General features: G+C 75.6%; 16 protein-coding genes and 1 pseudogene. 6 read left to right on the top strand and 11 right to left on the bottom strand.

Features of this window, described 5'->3' with window-relative positions; genetic code table 11:
- Positions 1–89 precede the first annotated feature (89 nt).
- Positions 90–551 carry a hypothetical protein gene (locus AB0E96_RS25970; RefSeq protein WP_359827754.1) on the bottom strand — a complete coding sequence of 154 codons (462 nt, stop codon included), beginning with the start codon at positions 549–551 and terminating at the stop codon, positions 90–92.
- A 207-nt stretch (positions 552–758) separates the two neighbouring features.
- Here AB0E96_RS25970 and AB0E96_RS25965 point away from each other — a divergent pair, with 207 nt between their 5' ends.
- The 3 genes from AB0E96_RS25965 to AB0E96_RS25955 are packed head-to-tail and all read left to right on the top strand — an operon-like array spanning position 759 to position 3,753.
- The gene (locus AB0E96_RS25965) at positions 759–950 is read left to right on the top strand and encodes a hypothetical protein (RefSeq protein WP_359827753.1); all 192 of its coding nucleotides are present in this window, start codon (positions 759–761) and stop codon (positions 948–950) included.
- Entirely contained in the window at positions 947–3,181 is a 2,235-nt protein-coding gene (locus AB0E96_RS25960) for a heavy metal translocating P-type ATPase (RefSeq protein WP_359827751.1), read from the top strand. Before AB0E96_RS25965 ends, AB0E96_RS25960 begins: the two co-directional genes overlap by 4 nt.
- Positions 3,182–3,237: 56 nt before the next feature.
- Positions 3,238–3,753 (top strand): copper chaperone PCu(A)C, encoded by a 516-nt coding sequence (locus AB0E96_RS25955; protein WP_359827750.1) that lies wholly within the window; start codon positions 3,238–3,240, stop codon positions 3,751–3,753.
- Positions 3,754–3,893: 140 nt separating this feature from the next.
- Here AB0E96_RS25955 and AB0E96_RS25950 read toward each other — a convergent pair whose 3' ends face one another.
- Positions 3,894–4,901 carry a hypothetical protein gene (locus AB0E96_RS25950; RefSeq protein WP_359827749.1) on the bottom strand — a complete coding sequence of 336 codons (1,008 nt, stop codon included), beginning with the start codon at positions 4,899–4,901 and terminating at the stop codon, positions 3,894–3,896.
- Positions 4,902–5,083: 182 nt separating this feature from the next.
- The gene (locus AB0E96_RS25945; protein WP_359827747.1) at positions 5,084–5,935 is read right to left on the bottom strand and encodes a universal stress protein; all 852 of its coding nucleotides are present in this window, start codon (positions 5,933–5,935) and stop codon (positions 5,084–5,086) included.
- A gap of 403 nt (positions 5,936–6,338) precedes the next feature.
- Here AB0E96_RS25945 and AB0E96_RS25940 point away from each other — a divergent pair, with 403 nt between their 5' ends.
- A complete protein-coding gene (locus AB0E96_RS25940; protein ID WP_359827756.1) occupies positions 6,339–8,036 on the top strand; it encodes a GAF domain-containing protein in 1,698 nt (565 codons plus the stop codon).
- Positions 8,037–8,054: 18 nt separating this feature from the next.
- Here AB0E96_RS25940 and AB0E96_RS25935 read toward each other — a convergent pair whose 3' ends face one another.
- Complete coding sequence (locus AB0E96_RS25935) at positions 8,055–8,894, bottom strand: alpha/beta hydrolase (RefSeq protein WP_359827745.1); 840 nt, start codon at positions 8,892–8,894, stop codon at positions 8,055–8,057.
- Between the two features lie 38 nt (positions 8,895–8,932).
- Between AB0E96_RS25935 and AB0E96_RS25930 the strand changes: the two genes are divergently transcribed.
- Both AB0E96_RS25930 and AB0E96_RS25925 read left to right on the top strand, forming a co-directional pair.
- On the top strand, positions 8,933–10,078 hold the full coding sequence (locus AB0E96_RS25930; protein WP_359827744.1) for a saccharopine dehydrogenase: 1,146 nt from the start codon (positions 8,933–8,935) through the stop codon (positions 10,076–10,078).
- The gene (locus tag AB0E96_RS25925; RefSeq protein ID WP_359827743.1) at positions 10,075–10,656 is read left to right on the top strand and encodes a TetR family transcriptional regulator; all 582 of its coding nucleotides are present in this window, start codon (positions 10,075–10,077) and stop codon (positions 10,654–10,656) included. Before AB0E96_RS25930 ends, AB0E96_RS25925 begins: the two co-directional genes overlap by 4 nt.
- Positions 10,657–10,729: 73 nt before the next feature.
- On the opposite strand, the pseudogene AB0E96_RS25920 reads toward AB0E96_RS25925, so the two are convergent.
- The 7 genes and pseudogenes from AB0E96_RS25920 to ctaD form a co-directional block, all read right to left on the bottom strand.
- Positions 10,730–10,908 (bottom strand): annotated as a pseudogene (locus AB0E96_RS25920) (ISKra4 family transposase); the annotation flags it as partial.
- 71 nt (positions 10,909–10,979) lie between these two features.
- Positions 10,980–11,360, bottom strand: coding sequence for a hypothetical protein (locus AB0E96_RS25915; protein ID WP_359827742.1), 381 nt, complete (start codon positions 11,358–11,360; stop codon positions 10,980–10,982).
- A 127-nt stretch (positions 11,361–11,487) separates the two neighbouring features.
- Positions 11,488–11,904 (bottom strand): hypothetical protein, encoded by a 417-nt coding sequence (locus AB0E96_RS25910; protein ID WP_359827740.1) that lies wholly within the window; start codon positions 11,902–11,904, stop codon positions 11,488–11,490.
- A gap of 24 nt (positions 11,905–11,928) precedes the next feature.
- On the bottom strand, positions 11,929–12,339 hold the full coding sequence (locus AB0E96_RS25905) for a pyridoxamine 5'-phosphate oxidase family protein (protein WP_359827738.1): 411 nt from the start codon (positions 12,337–12,339) through the stop codon (positions 11,929–11,931).
- A 223-nt stretch (positions 12,340–12,562) separates the two neighbouring features.
- Positions 12,563–13,279 carry a response regulator transcription factor gene (locus AB0E96_RS25900; RefSeq protein WP_359827737.1) on the bottom strand — a complete coding sequence of 239 codons (717 nt, stop codon included), beginning with the start codon at positions 13,277–13,279 and terminating at the stop codon, positions 12,563–12,565.
- A 150-nt stretch (positions 13,280–13,429) separates the two neighbouring features.
- Positions 13,430–13,963 (bottom strand): hypothetical protein, encoded by a 534-nt coding sequence (locus AB0E96_RS25895; RefSeq protein WP_359827735.1) that lies wholly within the window; start codon positions 13,961–13,963, stop codon positions 13,430–13,432.
- Positions 13,964–14,078: 115 nt separating this feature from the next.
- Positions 14,079–15,794, bottom strand: a complete 1,716-nt coding sequence (gene ctaD, locus AB0E96_RS25890) for a cytochrome c oxidase subunit I (RefSeq protein ID WP_359827734.1) — start codon at positions 15,792–15,794, stop codon at positions 14,079–14,081.
- Positions 15,795–16,446: the final 652 nt, after the last annotated feature.

Raw genomic sequence — 16,446 nt, 5'->3', positions numbered from 1 at the left:
GAGCCACTGCGGAGCATTGGCGACCGACGACAACGCGGCGAGGTGCGTGCCCCGGCGTCGCACGCCCGGCGGGAATTGTCAGACACGCCCTAGTCCGCCTGGACGGCGTACATGCCCCAGTGGATGGACGGGTCCGAGGTGTGCGCGGTGAACAGCAGGTCCCGGCCCGGGCGGGCGGGGACCTCCACCGAGCCGATGCCGGTGGAGTCCACCGGGCACTGGACCGTGAAGTCGGCCGGCGCCTCGCCGCCGATGTGCACGTCCACCGAGCCGCCGCCACGGCAGCCGAGGGTGAACGTGAACGGCAGCGACGGGTTCACCGAGGCCGTCACGGCACCGCCGTCACCGATCCAGTCCGGTATCCAGATCAGCCCCTCCGGCCCCGGGTGCGGCAGGATCTCGCCCGTCCCCGGCTGGCCGAGCTCCCGGGCGGCAGCCGGGGCCCCGCCCTCGGCCGGCCCCGCCACCGCCGTCCCGGCGACGGCGAGCACCGCCCCCAGCGCCCCGGCCACCGCCGCCGCCACGAAGCCCTGCTTCCTCGTACGCTTCATCGCTGATTCCCCCTCGGGTGTCCCTCGGTCCGTACGCCCGGTGTTCGGCGTACGGAGCGAACCGTGTGGGGCCAACCTACGACGCCCCACCGACAATGGACACCGGCCGGAGCGCCCTCCCGGTGGAGGCCCCGCACTGCCGGATTCCGCACCACCGAATTCCCGTCGTGCGGGAACCAACCGCTCCGCCCGTCCGACTGCTGCGACGTGAGTGCGAAGTCGCCGGGTGTCCGGCCGTCGAGTGTGCTGGCGGGATTCGTCCTGCTGCTGGTGGTGGTGTTCGTGGTGGCCTACGCGGTGGGTCGGCAGGCGGGGCCGGTGGCGCCCGGGCTGCGGCCGAGCGGCGGGGGCGGGTCGTCGCCCGGGATGGGCGGGCACGACATGGGCGGGATGCGATGAGCGCCGTCGCCGAGCCCGTGGTCGCGACCGATCTGGCGGTCGGCGGGATGACCTGCGCCGCCTGCGTGGGGCGGGTGGAGAAGCGGCTGGCCCGGATCGACGGGGTGACGGCCGGGGTGAACCTGGCCACCGGGCGGGCCCGGGTGCTGCATCCGGCCGGGGTGCCGGTCGCGGAGCTGGTCGCGGCGGTCGAGCGGGCGGGCTACACCGCCGAGCCGCTGGCCGCGGGGACGCCGGTCGGGGTGGCGGAGGAGCCGGACGAGCGGTGGCGGCTGCTGGTCACCGCCCTGCTGGCCGTCCCGGTGCTGGTGCTGTCGATGGTGCCCTCCGCGCAGTTCACCGCCTGGCAGTGGGTCTGCTTCGGGCTGGCCGTCCCGGTGGTGACCTGGGGGTCGGCCGGCTTCCACCGTCGGGCCTGGCAGGGCCTGCGGCACGCGGCGGCGACCATGGACACCCTGGTCAGCCTGGGTGTGGTGGCCTCCTTCGGCTGGTCGGCGTACGCGCTGTTCCTCGGCGGGGCCGGCGATCCGGACATGCGGATGCCGTTCTCGCTGACCGCGGACGGCGGCGGCACCGCCCACGTGTACCTGGAGGCGGCGGTCGGCGTGCCGCTGTTCGTGCTGGCCGGGCGGCTGCTGGAGGGCCGGGTGCGCCGGCGCAGCGGGTCGGCGCTGCGGGCGCTGGCCGAGCTGGGCGCCAAGCAGGTGTGCCTGCGCGGGCCGGACGGCGAGGAGCACCTGGTGCCGGTCGAACTGCTGCTGCCCGGGCAGGAGTTCGTGGTGCGGCCGGGCGAGCGGGTGGCCACCGACGGGGTGGTGCTCGAAGGGGGTTCGGCGCTCGACCTGAGCCTGCTGACCGGGGAGAGCGTGCCCGTCGAGGTCGGTCCCGGGGACCGGGTGGCGGGAGCGACGGTGAACGTCGGCGGCGCCCTGGTGGTGCGGGCCACGGCCGTCGGCGCGGACACCCAACTGGCCCGGATCACCGCGCTGGTGGCGGAGGCCCAGGCCGGCAAGGCCCGGGCGCAGCGGCTGGCGGACGCGGTGGCCGGGGTGTTCGTGCCCTGCGTCCTGGCGGTCGCGGCGAGCGTGCTGGGCTTCTGGCTGGGCGCGGGCGCGGCCCCGCAGGCGGCGGTGACGGCGGCGGTCGCGGTGCTGGTGGTGGCCTGCCCGTGCGCTCTCGGACTGGCCACGCCGACGGCGCTGCTGGCGGCGACCGGGCGGGGCGCGGAGCTGGGCGTGCTGGTGCGCGGCCCGGAGGTGCTGGAGAGCCTGCGCCGGGTGGACACCGTGGTGATGGACAAGACCGGGACGCTGACCACGGGCCGGATGGAGCTGGCGGCCGTCACCACCGCGGACGGCCTCGCGGAGGAGGAGGCCCTGCGGCTGGCCGGCGCGGTGGAGCACCGCTCCGAGCATCCGATCGGCCGGGCCGTCGCCGAGGCGGCGCACGAGCGCTACGGGCCGCTGCCCGCCGTGGACGGCTTCCGGGCCGCCACCGGGCTCGGGGTGTCGGGGACGGTCGAGGGCCGGGCCGTACGGGTGGTGCGGCCCGACGACGCCGTTCTGCCGACGGCCCTGGCCGAGGCGGCGGCGGGCGCCGGGAAGGCCGGCCGCACGGGTGTGGTGGTCGAGCTGGACGGCCGGCCGGCGGCCGTGCTGGCGGTCGGCGACACGGTGCGCCCGGGCAGCTGGCGCGCACTGCACCGGCTGCGCGGGCTGGGCCTGGAGACCGTCCTGCTGACCGGGGACGGCCCCGGAGCGGCCCGGGCGGTGGCGGCCGAACTGGGCATCGAGCGGGTGCACGCCTCGGCCTCCCCCGAGCGCAAGGCCGAGGTGGTGGCCGAGCTGCGCTCCGCCGGACGGACGGTGGCGGTGGTCGGCGACGGAGTCAACGACGCGGTGGCACTGGCCTCGGCGGACCTCGGGGTGGCGCTGGCCTCCGGCAGCGACGCCGCGATCGGCGCGGCCGGGCTGACCCTGGTGCGCGGCGACATCGAGGCGGTGGTGGACGCGGTGCGGCTGGCGCGGCAGACCCTGGCGACCATCCGGGCCAATCTGCTCTGGGCCTTCGGCTACAACCTGGTGCTGATCCCGCTGGCGGCGGTCGGACTGCTGAACCCGATGCTGGCGGCGGTCGCCATGTCGCTGAGCTCGCTGCTCGTGGTGGGCAACAGCCTTCGGCTGCGCACCTGGGAGCCGGGGCGCGGGAAGAACCACGGGGGGCGTCGGTGAGGGTGTCCGAACGTCTCGGGGTGTCCGAGCGTCTCAAGGTGTCCGAACGTCTCGGGGTGTCCGAGCGTCTCAAGGTGTCCGAACGTCTCAAGGTGTCCGAACGTCTCAGGGTGGTCGGCCCGCCGGTCGGCGCGGCGGCGCTGGCCCTGGTCCTGCTCACCGGGTGGTCGGCCTTCGGCTGGGCGGGCCGTGCCCGCCCGGTGGAGGCCTCGCCGGGCTGGGTCCTGCTGCCGACGGCGGGTGCCGGCTCCGCCACGGCGGCCTTCTTCACGATCCGCAACCCGGGCGACGTGCCCGACGAACTGACCGGCGCCAGCTGGGAATTGGGTGGCAGCGTCACCCCGAAACGGCATCTGCACCAGGGGGCGGCCGGCCGCTGGGAGCTGACCCCGGCGCTGCCGGTGCCGGGCGGCGGCGAACTGCGGATGACGCCGGAGGACGCGGACCTGGTGATCGCCGACCCGCCACCGCTGCGGGCCGGCCAGTGGGTGGAGTTCACCCTCACGTTCCGCCACAGCCCGCCGCTGCGGCTCGGCGCGCAGGTGCTGCCGGCGGCCGAGCGGCCGCGCTGACCGGCCGCGCGGAAGAGCGGCGCCGACCGGCCCGCGATGCGGACCGGTCGGCGGGGGCCGGGCGGGAAAGGCCCGGGCCGGGGGAGGTGGGAGCGGGGAAGCCCCGGGGAACGCCCGCGCGGGGAAGGCCCGGCCACGGCTCAGGCAGGGCGCTCCCCGAGGGTCTCCTCGACCGCCCGGCGCGGGGTGGCCGCGCCGGGCGGGCCGTAGCCGACCCGCAGGACCAGTTGGACGTGGCCCGGCCCGCCGGCCGGGTCGCGCAGCGCCCAGCGGGTGTCCGGCCACTCGATCGCCTGGTGCCAGACGGTGAGCCGGACGCCGTGCAGCGTGGCCAGCAGCCAGACCCGCTCCAGCGCCTGCCCGGTGCGCAGCCAGTCCGGCGGGCCGTCGCCGGGAGTGCTGAGGGTGCACAGCTGGGGCAGCGCCTCGAAGCGCCGGGAGGGCTGCGCGGGAGCCTGCGGCGGGCGCCCGCCGAACTCGCGCATCGGCACCCGGGCGTCGTGGTCCTGGGGGCCGAGCGCGGCCCGCGGGATGCCGTCCTCGGCGGTGCCGTCGTCGGGCCGCAGCCAGGACCGGGACTCGGCACTGCGGCCCGGATCGGCGGTGTTGCGGCTCTCGGCCTCGGCGGTGAGCGACTGCACCCGCCGTACGCCCTCCTCCTCCAGCGCGGCCAGCGTGACGCCCTCCGCGCCGGCGGCGTCGATGAGCTCGCCGATCACCGCCTCGGGCACGTCCCGCTGGGTGAAGGGTTCGCGGCTGGAGTGCCGGGCGGCGATCGCGGGGTAGAGGTCACGGCCGAAGGGCGTGAGCGCGGCGGCCGGGCGGGAGAGGTCGAGCACGGCGAGCAGTTCGGGGTCGGCGGGGTCCGGCAGCAGCCGGACCAGCGGTTCCCGGTCCAGCTGCCCGGCCGCCACCCGCAGGTTGAACACGGCCGCGCCGACCGCGATGTGCGCCCCGGCGCCGGCCGGGTCGGCCAGCGGCACGGAGCGCCCGGGGTCGGCGTACACGGCGAGCCCGCGCCCGTCCGGGGTCGGCACGAAGCGCCAGGGCTGGCTGTTGTGCAGGGACGGCGCCGCGCCGCCGGCGGCGGCGAGCAGGCGCAGGTCGGCCGCGCTGAGCATCTGGGTGAGAGCCGGGTCGAGCGTCATGGCGATCCACTCCTTCAACCGCGGGGCTTCGGCTTCGCTCCCGGGCGGGCGCACCCGCCCGGAGTTCCCGCTGCTTCCGAGCGTGCGCGCCCGAGGCACGCCGGGGACAGGGCCCTTGGGCCCGTCCTGGAGCCCGTCCGGTGGACAGGAGACGGGGGCAGGTCCACCGGACGGGCCGTCCGTCACCCGTGCGGGACGACCGCGACGGGGGCTTCGGCGTGGTGCAGGACGGCGTGCGCGACCCGGCCGAGCCGGGGGCCGAACTCGATCGGGCGCCGACCCCGGCCGACCACGACCAGCGCGGCGCCGGCCGAGGCCTCGACCAGGGCGCGGGCGGCGCCGAGCTGCACGTCCTCGACCACCTCGACGTCGGGGTGCCGCTCGCGGGGGCCGGCCAGGGCGAGCGAGAGCAGCTCGGCCTCCAGCGCCTCCAGCTGGCCGAGCTCGGCGGCCGGGACGGCGCCGCCCGCGTAGCCGAACACCGGCGGCAGGTCCCAGCCGTGCACCGCCCGGACCCGGGCGCCGCGCAGGGCCGCCTCGCGGAAGGCGAAGTCGAGCACCTCCGCCTCCGGGTTGTGGGCGTCGACGCCGACCACCACCTCGCCCCGGCCGCCCTCGCCCTCCTCGCGCACCACGACCAGCGGCACGGTGCTGCGCCCGGCCGCCGACATGCTGACCGAGCCCAGCAGCAGCCCGGTGAAGCCGCCGCGGCCGCGGGAGCCGAGCACCAGCAGGTCCGCCTCGGCCGCGGCGGCCACCAGGCCGTCGACCGGCGCGTCCAGGACGGCGTCGGTCTCCACGGTCAGGTCCGGGTGCAGGGCGCGGACGTCCTCGGCGGCCTCGGCCAGGGTGCGGCGGACGGCCTCGGGCAGGTCGTCCGACTCGGCGAAGGAGGAGACGCCGTCGGTCAGCCACGGCCAGGCGTGCGCCAGGCGCAGCGTGGCACCCCGGCGTACCGCCTCGGCCGCCGCCCAGTGGGCCGCCGCGGTGCTCTGCGGCGAGCCGTCGACCCCGGCCAGCACGGTTGACGTCATGACTGTTCCTCCACACTGTCGACACGCTGTCGACGCTCGGCGGTTCGGTGCGGGCCGCGGTGCGCTCTGACGCCCCGTCCGCTCCTCCCCCACCCTGGCAGTGACGCGCGGCCCGGCGGCAGAGGCCGCAGGACCCTGCGCGGCGGGACGAAAGGCCCGCCCGTCGGAGCCTACGGCCGACCCCGCCGTCCTCACCACAGGCACCAGGGCACTACCGTGAACACGGCAATCCCGCTGGTGACGCCGCCCGGGGCGGACCGGGCCGGCGGGGACGGCCGTCCGCCGGGCGGACGGGGCGCGTCCGGACGGTGGACGGGCCGGTCGGGGCAGGACTCAGGGCAGGACGACGAGGAGGACAGCGGTGGGCGGAGCGGACGGCAGCGCGGCGGGTGGCGGCGCGCGGATGCCACGGCTGCGCCTGGACGAGCTGCTGGAGGAGCTCCAGTGGCGGATCGACGCGGCGCGCGGAACCCAGAACCGGGTGCACAGCCTCCTGGAGGCGGTGCTGGCGGTCGGGCGCGAGCTGGACCTGGCGCAGGCGCTGCACCGGATCGTGGAGGCCGCCGCCGACCTCGTGGACGCCCGGTACGGGGCGCTCGGGGTGATCGGGCCGGACGGGCACACGCTGTCGCAGTTCCTGACGGTGGGCCTGACCGCGGAGGAGATAGCCGAGATCGGCCCCCCGCCGTCGGGCCGGGGCATCCTGGGCGAGCTGATCCGCGAGCCGCGGCCGCTGCGCTGCCCGGTGCTGTCCGAGCACCAGGCCTCGGTCGGCTTCCCGCCGAACCACCCGCCGATGCACACCTTCCTGGGGGTGCCGGTGCGGGTGCACGGCGAGGTGTTCGGCAACCTCTACCTGACCGACAAGCGCGGCGGGCTGGACTTCGACGAGGACGACGAGGCGGTGATCGCCACCCTGGCGGTCGCGGCCGGGGTGGCGATCGACAACGCCCGGCTGTACGAGGAGGCGCAGCTGCGCCAGCGCTGGCTGCGGGCGAGCACCGAGATCACCCGCAGCCTGCTGTCGGGGGCGCCGCGCCTGGAGGTGGTCGAGCTGATCGCCCGCCGGGCCCGGGAGATCTCGGGCGCCGAGCTGGCGGACGTCTCGGTGGCGCTGGCCGGTCCGGACGAGCGGGCCGAGGAGCTGACGGTGGAGGTCGCGCTGGGCGGCACGCCGGCCGCGCGGCTGGGCGTGACGGTGCCGGTGGACGGCACCCTGTCCGGCGCCGCGTACGCCTCCGGTTCGCCGGCCACCAGTGACGAGCTGGCCTGCGACCCCCGGTTCACGGCCGGCCCGGCGGGCCGCTTCGACGGGCTGGGCGCGGCGGTGGCGGTGCCGCTGGGCACCGGCGCCGGGTACGGCCGGGGCGTGCTGCTGCTGGCCCGGGCGCAGGGGGAGCCGGCCTTCGGGCCGGAGGAGACCGGCCCACTGCTGGGCTTCGCCGACCAGGCCGCGCTGGCCCTGGAGCTGGCCGAACGGCGGCGCGACGCCGAGCAGTTGAACCTGCTGGAGGACCGCGACCGGATCGCCCGGGACCTGCACGACCTGGCGATCCAGCGGCTGTTCGCGACGGGGATGACGCTGCAGAGCGCGGGCCGGCTGATCGAGAGCCAGGCCGCGGCGGACCGGGTGGCCCGGGCGGTGGCCGACCTGGACGAGACCATCAAGATCATCCGCTCGACCATCTTCGGGCTGCGCGCCCACAGCGAGCCGGACCGCGGCCTGCGCGCCCGCGCCACCCGGGTGGTCACCGAGGCCCAGGGGCCGCTCGGCTTCGCGCCCCGGCTGAGCATGGAGGGCCTGCTGGACACCGACGTGCCGCAGGAGCTGGCCGGGCACGTGGTCGCGGTCCTCGCCGAGGCGCTCAGCAACGCCGTCCGGCACGCGAAGGCGTCGCGGGTCGAGGTGACGCTGCGCGCGCTGGCCGGGCGGGTGGTGCTGACGGTGACGGACGACGGCGTCGGCGTGCCCGAGGGCGGGCGGCGCAGCGGGCTGCGCAACCTGGCCGAGCGCGCCGACCGGGTCGGCGGCACCTTCACCGTCGACCCGGCCGAGGGCGGCGGCACCCGGCTGGCCTGGGAGGCCCCGATCGGGTCCTGAGCCGCCGCCCCGAGCGGGTCAGGACCGCAGGGCGCCCAGGAAGCCCAGCAGGTGGGCGTTGAACTCCTCCGGCCGTTCCATGTTCGGGTAGTGCCCGGTGCCCTCGACGATCACCGCGCGGCCGTCGACGACGGTGCGCACCACCCGTTCGGCCAGGCAGATGTGGTCCACCGAGTCGACGCCGCCGTTGATCGCCAGCAGCGGGACGGTGATCCCGGTCAGCCGCTTCCAGGTGTCGGTCACCGGCACCAGGTACTGGGGGTCGTCGGGGGTGTGCTTGGCGACGGTGTTCCGGGTCATCTCCTTGAGCCGGCGCACCACCTCCGGGTCGACCTCCTCCAGGCCGCGGTGCGGCCCGGAGGCGAGGCGGGTGAAGGAGTCGAGCCAGCGCTCGCCGTCGCCGGCGGCGAGCGCGGCGTTCTGCTCGTCGCGCAGTTCGCCGAGCCACGGGTCGCCGAACTCGGACTCACCGGTGCCGTTGCCGCTGATCACCAGCGCGCGGACCAGCTCGGGGTGTTCGAGGGCCAGGTCGAGGGCGATCGTCCCGCCCATGGAGAGCCCGACCACCGTCACCGGGCCGAGACCGAGGTGGCGCAGCAGGTCCGCCAGGTCGTCGGCGGGGCGGAAGGGCCGGCTCGCGTTGTCGGAGGCGCCGTGGCCGCGGGTGTCCGGCGCGATCACCCGGTGGTGCGGGAGCAGGGCGGGGAGCTGGTCCGCCCAGCTGCGGTGGTCCAGCAGGCCGCCGTGCAGCAGTACCACCGGTTCGCCCGTACCGGCGTCGAGGTAGGCGAGGCGGCCGTGGCCACTGTCGAAGGAACGCAGGTCGTCAAGGGAACCGGTAACGGCGGGTTCAGTCATGACGACAATTTTAGGTCGAGTGACCTATATTTGTCTGCATGAGCACCGGACCCGGCCCCGAAGGCCTCCCCGCACACCCCACCTTCCCCTCCGACCGCCTCAGCCACAACCCCGACGGCCCCGTCCTGCTGGTCGGCGGCTACGGCACCGTCGGCACCGAACTCGCCCGACTCGCCTCCCCCGACTGGCCGTTGCTGCTCACCGGCCGCTCCGAACGGCGCGGCGCCGCGCTCGCCGACGAACTGGACGACGCCACCGCCCGCCGCTGGGACCTCACCGACCCCGAGCCGTTCACCGCCGCCGTCCGCGCGGTGGTCGGGGTGGTCAACGACCCGGACGACCGGGTGCTGCGGGCCGCCGTCCGCGCGGGCGTCCCGTACGTCGACGTCACCCGCTGGACCGCCCGGCTCCAGCGCGCGGCCACCCTCGCCGCCCTGCTCCGCCCGACCGCCCCGGTGCTGCTCTCCTCCGCCTGGATGGGCGGGGTGACCAGCCTGGTCGCCGCCGCCCTGGCGGACCGCCTCGGCGGTGCCGAGCGGATCGAGACCGCCATCCGCTGGGACCTCGCGGACCGGGCCGGCGCCGACTCGGTGGAGTTCATGGACCGCCTCGGGCTCGACTACGAGGTGGTGCAGGACGGCCGGCGCCGCTCCGTCGCGCCGCTCAGCCGCCCCCGCACCGTCCGGATCGGCGACGCCCCGACCCTGGTCGCCGGGATCGACACCCCCGAGCAGTTCACCCTCCCCCTCACCCTGGGCGCCACCACCGCCACCACCCGGATCGGCTTCAGCTCCCGCTCCTCCACCACCGCCCTGCTGGCGGCCCGGCACGCCGGACTGTTCCGCTGGGGCCGCGGCGAGCGCTGGGAACCGGCCCGCCGCGCCCTGCTGTACTCCCCCGGCGAGGGCGGCACCGCCCTGCTGCGCACCGACGTCGGCCACGGCGGGCGCACCCTCACCGCCACCGTCGAGGACCGGGCCGGCCAGGCCCGGCTCACCGCCGTCGGCGCCCTGCTCGCGCTGCGCCGGGCCCTCGGCACCGACGGCGCCCCACCGCCCGCCGGAGTGGCCTTCCCCGAGCAGACCCCGCTCCCCGGGCAGGTGCTCGCGGACCTCGCGGCGCTGGACGTCACCGTCACGGTCACCTCCGCCGACGGGCTGCCCGGCGCCGGGGAGGCGGCATGAGCAGCGTCCGGGGCCTGAGCGGCAAGGGTGCCCAGCGCCGGGAGCAACTGCTGGACGCCGCCGAGGAGTTGCTGGTCACCGCGGGCGGCGGCGAACTGTCCATGCGGGCGGTGGCCGGCGCCGCCGGCGTCCGCCTCGGCCACCTCCAGCACTACTTCCCGACCCACGCCGAGCTGGTGGCCGCCGTCCTGGAACGCGTCCTCGGCCGCTCGGTGGAACGGCTCGGCCCGCTGCTCGACCCGGCCCGCGAGGAGGACGCCCCGCTCCGAGAACTCCTCGCCGAGCAGCAGGACGACCGGCTGGTCCGGCTGTTCGCCGAACTGTGGGCACTGGCCGCCCGGGACCCCTCGGTGGCCGCCGCCGTCCGGGCCTTCTACGACCGCTACCGGGAGCTCGTCGCCTGCTTCCTCGCCGAACGCCACCCGGCCCTGACGGAGGAGCAACGGCACGCCCGGGCCCGGGTGTTCATCATGCTGATCGAGGGCGCCTCGCTCTTCCGCTCCGGGCTGGCCGGCCTCCCGGACCCGGCCGCGGACGCCGAACTCCTGCGCACGGCCCGGGCGTTGCTCGGCCCGTGACCGTACCGGAGGCCCGCGCGGGGGGCGGGGGCGGCCTGCCGGTCGGCCCGGATCGGGCGTCGCGCCCCCGGGAACGACCGGCAGGACGGGTGTCGACGACGCACGCCACGGCCGCCATCCGCTCCCGGTTCGGCTACTCGCCCGGCGCGAGCCGGCCACGACGGCCGGCGGTGGCCTTCGCGGCAGCCCGGCGGGCGGCTTCGCGCAGGGCCTCGGGCGCATGACCACGCCCTTGCCGTCCGCCTGGACCACTCGTCGCACGGCTGCCCGGGAGCGGTGTCCGGGTCCGGTACCGGCCTCACCGGCGGCCCCGGGCAGCGCTCTCAAGGGGTGCCCGGCCCGGTGGCGAGACCACCGCCCCGCATGCCCGGCAAGACGTATCCGTCGTTCTCGTCCCAGGGGACGTCGAGGTCGTCCAGGTGCACGTGCCACCGCGCTCCTGGCAGGGAACGGCGCAACTCGGTCACGGCGTCCAGCACATGGGCGATCACCGGCAGTGCGCGGGTGGGATCGAACGGCATCTTCGTGGACCCGGCCACGACCTCGCCCGGCTCGCTGCCGGAGCCGTCGTACAGGTGGAGGCCTTCCTCGTCCGGGTACGGGAAGGACGACATGCGGGCGGCGACAATCCGCTCGACAGTGGCCGTCTCGGCCTTCGTCAACGGCACCGCCCGGCTCGCGCGGTAGTAGAGAGAGACGCTCATGCCGCGAGGGTACCGAGGAGGTACGACGACGCCTGCCGTGCGAGCCTCAGGTCCTGGCCGGGCCCGCGATCGCTCTCCCGCGCTGAGGCCCACGTGCTCGACCGCGGTGCGGCCGAAGGTCCTCCGCCTACTTCATGAACGCCATCACCAGTGGGTCCGACTCCGGCGCGATGTAGTCGCATGTCGGGAAGTCGACGTGGCAATGATCGCTCGCATCCGCCTCGGAGGCGAAACTCTCAACGTTCTCGGCGAAGAGGTCGAGAGCGTCCCGACCTCCCTGGATCCTCACGATCCGGGCTTCCGTGACGATCGAAACGGTGGCCCGCTCCGGATCCTCCAGCAACGCGATCCCGGACAGCGACCTCTCGTACGGAAAGGGGCGCTGGTTCTCCGAGAGACCACAGCTCCCGGCCCGCCCTCGCAGCAGTTGCCCGAATACCAGCAGTCCTTGACGCGTCCCGGAGAGCTCGAGCTCTCCGGTGTCCCCGCTGTACAGAACCTGCAACACCGCATCCCCCTCCGACCTGTCGATCGTACCGATCACCGCGACGGTCCCGAAGGAAAGGACCTAGACCAGGCAGCGGCCGATGACCAGCTCCGGACGGATCCGGATGCGGACCGTGCCGCCCGGGCCCGCCGCCCGGGCGGCCGGACGGACCTGGGCGCGGCCGAGGACGGTGACGAACCAGCCGGAGCCGTCCCGGCCGTCCACCTCGTCGGCCTCGAAGGCGATCACCGCGCCGTCCACCGCCCGGGCCAGTTCGGAGCCGGCCGGGGCCGAGACCAGCACGCCGCCGGAGGCCAGTCGGAACGGCACCGGCAGCACGGCCGGGAGGGCGTCGACGGTGTAGACCACCCGGCCGACCTCGGCCCGGGCCAGCAGCTCCAGCGAGCGCTTGCGGTCGAGTTCACGGAGTCCGGGAAGGTCGGGGCGCCCGTCGGGGACGGGCCGGGGGGACGGGACGTGGTCACGGTTCATGCGAGCGATGCTCGCCCGGGCCCGGGCCGGGCCGCGAGGGCCGATGGTCCCGGCCAGGGCCCGGCGAGGGCCCCTGACCGGCGGACCGTCGGCCCCGGGCCCCACGGCCCGTTCGGCCACGAATGGGCACGAACGGGCACGAACGGGCATCCCGGCCCCGGACCGACGGCACGGGGCCCGCCGACGGAACCCGCCGGCTCGGGCCCGCTTCAGGCCCGCCGGCTCAGAACCGGCCGGAGCGCGGCGTCGAGGACTGCGCGGCGGCGGACTGGCGCAGTTCGGTGGCGATCAGGGCGGCCTGCACCCGCCGCTCGACGCCGAGCTTGGCGAGCAGCCGCGACACGTGGTTCTTGACGGTCTTCTCGGCGAGGTACAGCCGCTCGCCGATCTGCCGGTTGGTCAGGCCCTCGCCGATCAGTTCGAGGACCTCCTGCTCGCGCGCGGTCAGCCCCGGCCCGGTGGTGACGGGCTGGGCGGGCTCGGCGTCGCTGCGCAGCCGGTTCAGCAGGCGGGTCGCGGCGCCGGGGTCGAGCATCGAGCGCCCGGAGGCGACGGTGCGGACGGCGGCGACCAGGTCGGTCCCGCTGATCTGCTTGAGCACGTAGCCGGCGGCGCCCGCCATGACGGCGTCCAGCAGCGCCTCCTCGTCGTCGAAGGAGGTCAGCATCAGGCAGGCCAGCCCGGGCATCCGGGAGCGCAGCTCACGGCAGACCGAGACGCCGTCGCCGTCGCCCAGCCGGACGTCCAGCACGGCCACGTCGGGCCGCAGCGCGGGCACCCGGACGAGCGCCTGCTCGGCCGTCGCCGCCTCCCCGACCACCTCCAGGTCCGGCTCGCCGTCCAGCAGGTCGTGCACCCCGCGGCGCACCACCTCGTGGTCGTCCAGCAGGAACACCCGGACCGGTGCCGAGGCCTCGGCACCCTCCGTCTTGGTCGCCATCACGCGGCTCCACCTTCGTCAACCCCCGCACACTCCCAGCGGGGCCCAGGGCATCATCCCCCGGGAACGGCCGCGGGCCCAGGGCCCAACGGCCCCATTGGGACCGGGCCACTGGACCCGCCGCCACCCGCCACGGCCCGTCGGGGCGCCTCAGCGCCCCTGCCGCCGGACGCTCCCCAGCCCCATCAGCAGGAAGGCGAGCGCGACGCCCGCGCCGCTGACCGCCGCCAGCGCCACCCGGGGCACGACCTCGCCGCCGCCCGACAGCAGGATGGCCGCCGCGCCGAGCGAGGCGACGGCCGCGCCCACCACCAGCCACCCGGCCAGGGCCGGGGCCGGCGGCCGGTCGGAGCGCGGGGCGGGCCCGGCGTCCAGGGCGGCCCAGCGGGCCGCGGTCTCCCGCACCTCCCGGCGGCGGTCCCACAGGGCCCGCAGCCGCAGCGCCGTGCCGCCGACCAGTCCGGCGAGCGCGACCTGGGCGGCGGGCCGCCAGTCCGTCAGGACGAGCAGCAGCCCGCCCGCGAGTGCGAGCCCGGCCCACCACAGCACGCAGGCCGCGGCGGCCGTGCGGGTGGAGCGGGGCCGGTCGGCGCCGGCCTGGAGGTCGGCGATGGCGGGCAGGTACCAGACACAGCCGCTCGCGGTGAGGGCGGCGGTGCCGATGGCGAGAACGGTGTGGTTCACGACCCGGCCTTCCTGGTCACGAAGGGGTGGGAGGGGGAGGGGAGTTCGGGGCGGAGGAGCCGTCCCCGCCCGCCCGGGGGCAGCGACGCGGGCGGGGACGGCGTTCAGGGGGTGGTCAGCCCTCGGTGGGCCCGGCGGACGGGCTCTTGGCGGCGAGGGCCGCGGCGGACGCCCGGTCCGACCGGCTCAGCGGCCGGTCGTACTTCGCCGGTTCCACGTCGCCCAGGTGCGTGGCGGGCTTGCCGCTGTGCACCAGGACGTCCCGGGCCGCGATGTCCGGGTGGTGGAGGTCGAAGGCCGGGGATTCGGAGCGGATCCGCGGCAGCTTGACGAAGTTGTGCCGCGGCGGCGGGCAGGAGGTCGCCCACTCCAGCGAGCGGCCCCAGCCCCACGGGTCGTCCTCGGTGACCCTCTCGCCGTACTTGGCGGTCTTCCAGACGTTGTAGAGGAACGGCAGGATCGACAGGCCGAGCAGGAACGAGCCGATGGTGGAGACGGTGTTCAGGGTGGTGAAGCCGTCCGCGGCCAGGTAGTCGGCGTAGCGGCGGGGCATGCCCTGGGCGCCGAGCCAGTGCTGCACCAGGAAGGTCGCGTGGAAACCGACGGTCAGCGTCCAGAAGGTGATCCGGCCGAGCCGCTCGTCGAGCTTCTTGCCGGTCATCTTCGGCCACCAGAAGTGGAAGCCGGCGAACATCGCGTAGACCACCGTGCCGAACAGCGTGTAGTGGAAGTGCGCGACCACGAAGTAGGAGTCGGAGACGTGGAAGTCGATCGGCGGGGCCGCCAGCAGCACGCCGGTCAGGCCGCCGAACAGGAAGGTGACCAGGAAGCCGACCGTCCAGAGCATCGGGGTCTCGAAGCTCAGTGAGCCCTTCCACATGGTGCCGACCCAGTTGAAGAACTTCACCCCGGTCGGGACGGCGATCAGGAAGGTCATGAAGGAGAAGAACGGCAACAGGACCTGCCCTGTGACGTACATGTGGTGCGCCCACACCGTCACGGAGAGGCCGGCGATCGCGATGGTGGCCGCGATCAGGCCGGAGTAGCCGAACATCGGCTTGCGGCTGAACACCGGGATGACCTCGGAGACGATGCCGAAGAACGGCAGCGCCAGGATGTACACCTCGGGATGGCCGAAGAACCAGAACAGGTGCTGCCAGAGCATCGCCCCGCCGTTGGCCGGGTCGAAGACGTGCGAGCCGAACTTGCGGTCGCACTCCAGCGCCAGCAGCGCGGCGGCCAGCACCGGGAAGACCAGCAGCACCAGCAGCGAGGTGAGCAGGACGTTCCAGCAGAAGATGGACATCCGGAACATGGTCATTCCGGGTGCGCGCATGCAGATGATGGTGGTGATGAAGTTGACCGCGCCGAAGATGCTGCCGAAGCCGGACAGCGTCACGCCCATGATCCACATGTCGGCGCCGACACCGGGCGAGTGGATCGCGTCGGACAGCGGCGCGTAGAGGAACCAGCCGAAGTCGGCGGCGCCCTGCGGGGTCGCGAAGCCGGCCGCGGCGATCAGCGAGCCGAACATGAACAGCCAGTAGGACAGCATGTTCAGGCGCGGGAACGCGACGTCCGGCGCGCCGAGCTGGAGCGGCATGATCCAGTTGGCGAAGCCGGTGAACAGCGGCATGGCGAAGAGCAGCAGCATCACCGAACCGTGCATGGTGAAGGCCTGGTTGAACTGCTCGTTGGAGAGGATCTGCGTTCCGGGCCGGGCGAGTTCGGCGCGCATGACCAGGGCGAGGATGCCGCCGATCAGGAAGAACGCGAACGACGACACCAGGTACATGGTGCCGATCGTCTTGTGGTCGGTGGTGGTCAGCATTCTGACCAGGGCCGAACCGGGCCTCCTGGGCCTGGCCGCCCCCGGGGGGAGGGCCGTCGGCGGTGAGGTGGGGTCGCCCTGTGCCTGGGTGGCGCTCAAGGACGCACTTCCTTCGGAACGTCGTGCGAATGGATGGCGATCCATGATCCGAACAGGGCGCCTCCGCACCCCAGGGCCCTTCGGCCCGCCGGCCCGGGGCCGCTGGGCCCGAGTTCCCGGGCCCCGACCGGGACCTCCCGACCGCGCACCCGGGACCTCCTGACCGGTCGTCGGGCGGCCGCCCGCACCGCGCACCGGCCGCTCGTCCGCCGTGCGCCGACCGTCCGCGCCGCGCCCCGGCCGTTCGTCCGCCGTGCGCGCCGACCGCTCGGGCCGCGCTCGCCACGGCGCGGAGCCCCGGTCGAGAACCGCCGGAACGCGCCCCTCCCCGCCGGCCCGCCCCCCGGCCGGACGGCGCCCCGCGAAGCGCCCGCCCGCCCGCTCCGGCCGGGCCCCGGGCACCGCGCCCGACCTGCCGGGACGCCGCCCGCACGGCCGTACGAAGGGCACCCTCCGCCGTCCTCCGGGTGCACGAGGTCGCCGACCCGGCGGCCGATCATGTCCTCCGGGCCCGCGCCGAACAGCTCCTGGAGGGCCTTGTTGACCGCCAGGA

Origin of the sequence: Kitasatospora sp. NPDC036755 (assembly GCF_040636595.1) — a bacterium.
Taxonomy (GTDB): domain Bacteria; phylum Actinomycetota; class Actinomycetes; order Streptomycetales; family Streptomycetaceae; genus Kitasatospora.
The sequence above is the reverse complement of the archived record's forward strand: the minus strand, read 5'-3'. Positions and strand labels throughout refer to the sequence as shown.

Bases quoted from the DNA above. Each gene is read 5' to 3' on its own strand.
- AB0E96_RS25900 (WP_359827737.1), bottom strand. From the start codon at position 13,279: ATGGCGACCAAGACGGAGGGTGCCGAGGCCTCGGCACCGGTCCGGGTG.
- AB0E96_RS25940 (WP_359827756.1), top strand. From the start codon at position 6,339: ATGCCACGGCTGCGCCTGGACGAGCTGCTGGAGGAGCTCCAGTGGCGG.
- ctaD (WP_359827734.1), bottom strand. From the start codon at position 15,794: ATGCTGACCACCACCGACCACAAGACGATCGGCACCATGTACCTGGTG.
- AB0E96_RS25930 (WP_359827744.1), top strand. From the start codon at position 8,933: ATGAGCACCGGACCCGGCCCCGAAGGCCTCCCCGCACACCCCACCTTC.
- AB0E96_RS25950 (WP_359827749.1), bottom strand. From the start codon at position 4,901: ATGACGCTCGACCCGGCTCTCACCCAGATGCTCAGCGCGGCCGACCTG.
- AB0E96_RS25915 (WP_359827742.1), bottom strand. From the start codon at position 11,360: ATGAGCGTCTCTCTCTACTACCGCGCGAGCCGGGCGGTGCCGTTGACG.
- AB0E96_RS25925 (WP_359827743.1), top strand. From the start codon at position 10,075: ATGAGCAGCGTCCGGGGCCTGAGCGGCAAGGGTGCCCAGCGCCGGGAG.
- AB0E96_RS25905 (WP_359827738.1), bottom strand. From the start codon at position 12,339: ATGAACCGTGACCACGTCCCGTCCCCCCGGCCCGTCCCCGACGGGCGC.
- AB0E96_RS25945 (WP_359827747.1), bottom strand. From the start codon at position 5,935: ATGACGTCAACCGTGCTGGCCGGGGTCGACGGCTCGCCGCAGAGCACC.
- AB0E96_RS25970 (WP_359827754.1), bottom strand. From the start codon at position 551: ATGAAGCGTACGAGGAAGCAGGGCTTCGTGGCGGCGGCGGTGGCCGGG.
- AB0E96_RS25960 (WP_359827751.1), top strand. From the start codon at position 947: ATGAGCGCCGTCGCCGAGCCCGTGGTCGCGACCGATCTGGCGGTCGGC.
- AB0E96_RS25935 (WP_359827745.1), bottom strand. From the start codon at position 8,894: ATGACTGAACCCGCCGTTACCGGTTCCCTTGACGACCTGCGTTCCTTC.